A 531-nucleotide genomic window follows, 5' to 3' on the forward strand; every position below is an offset into this window, starting at 1 on the left:
TGCCGGTTACGTGCGTGCGCAGCGAGCAGGAAGTCGCAGGCATTCGCCAGCAGCGCCAAGAACAGCAGGCGCAGCAGCAGCAGGCGGAAACGCAGCAGCAGATGGCGCTACAGAACAACCAGGCAGCGAATGATCAGGCACTTCAGCAGGGGGCGGCATGAGTAAGCGCACCCCGCTAAGCCCGCGTGACTTCATCCACGTATTCCAGGAAGCGCCCGGCGGGGCGCAAATCCTCGAGCATTTGATCTTACGCTTCGGCGGTGCGCCCTACGTCAAGGGCGGCCACGAAGCGGATCGCGAAACCTGCTACCGCGCAGGACAGCGCGCGGTAGTCGATTACATCCTTGCAATGATCAACCGCGCCAACAGCGTAACCAGTGAGATAGAAACAGATGAGTGAGCAAATTTTAGATGTTCCCGCCGGTGAACCGGCAGCAGAAAACACTAATAACGGCGTCCTGCAGCCGACCGGAAACAGCATTTTAGACTCCCAGCCGGAACCGTCACAGCTTGATCTGTTCCCTGAAGAGT

General features: G+C 58.9%; 1 protein-coding gene. It reads left to right on the plus strand.

Annotation, left to right across the window (positions count from 1 at the left end):
* Positions 1 to 157 precede the first annotated feature (157 nt).
* Positions 158 to 400 (plus strand): Bbp19 family protein, encoded by a 243-nt coding sequence (locus N1032_RS27620; RefSeq protein ID WP_259543926.1) that lies wholly within the window; start codon positions 158 to 160, stop codon positions 398 to 400.
* Positions 401 to 531 lie beyond the last annotated feature (131 nt).

This window comes from Herbiconiux daphne (assembly GCF_024979295.1).
GTDB classification, from domain to species: Bacteria; Actinomycetota; Actinomycetes; order Actinomycetales; family Microbacteriaceae; genus Herbiconiux; species Herbiconiux daphnes.

What these genes read in the sequence shown, in the direction of transcription:
- N1032_RS27620 (WP_259543926.1), top strand. Translation starts at nt 158, where the DNA reads ATGAGTAAGCGCACCCCGCTAAGCCCGCGTGACTTCATCCACGTATTC.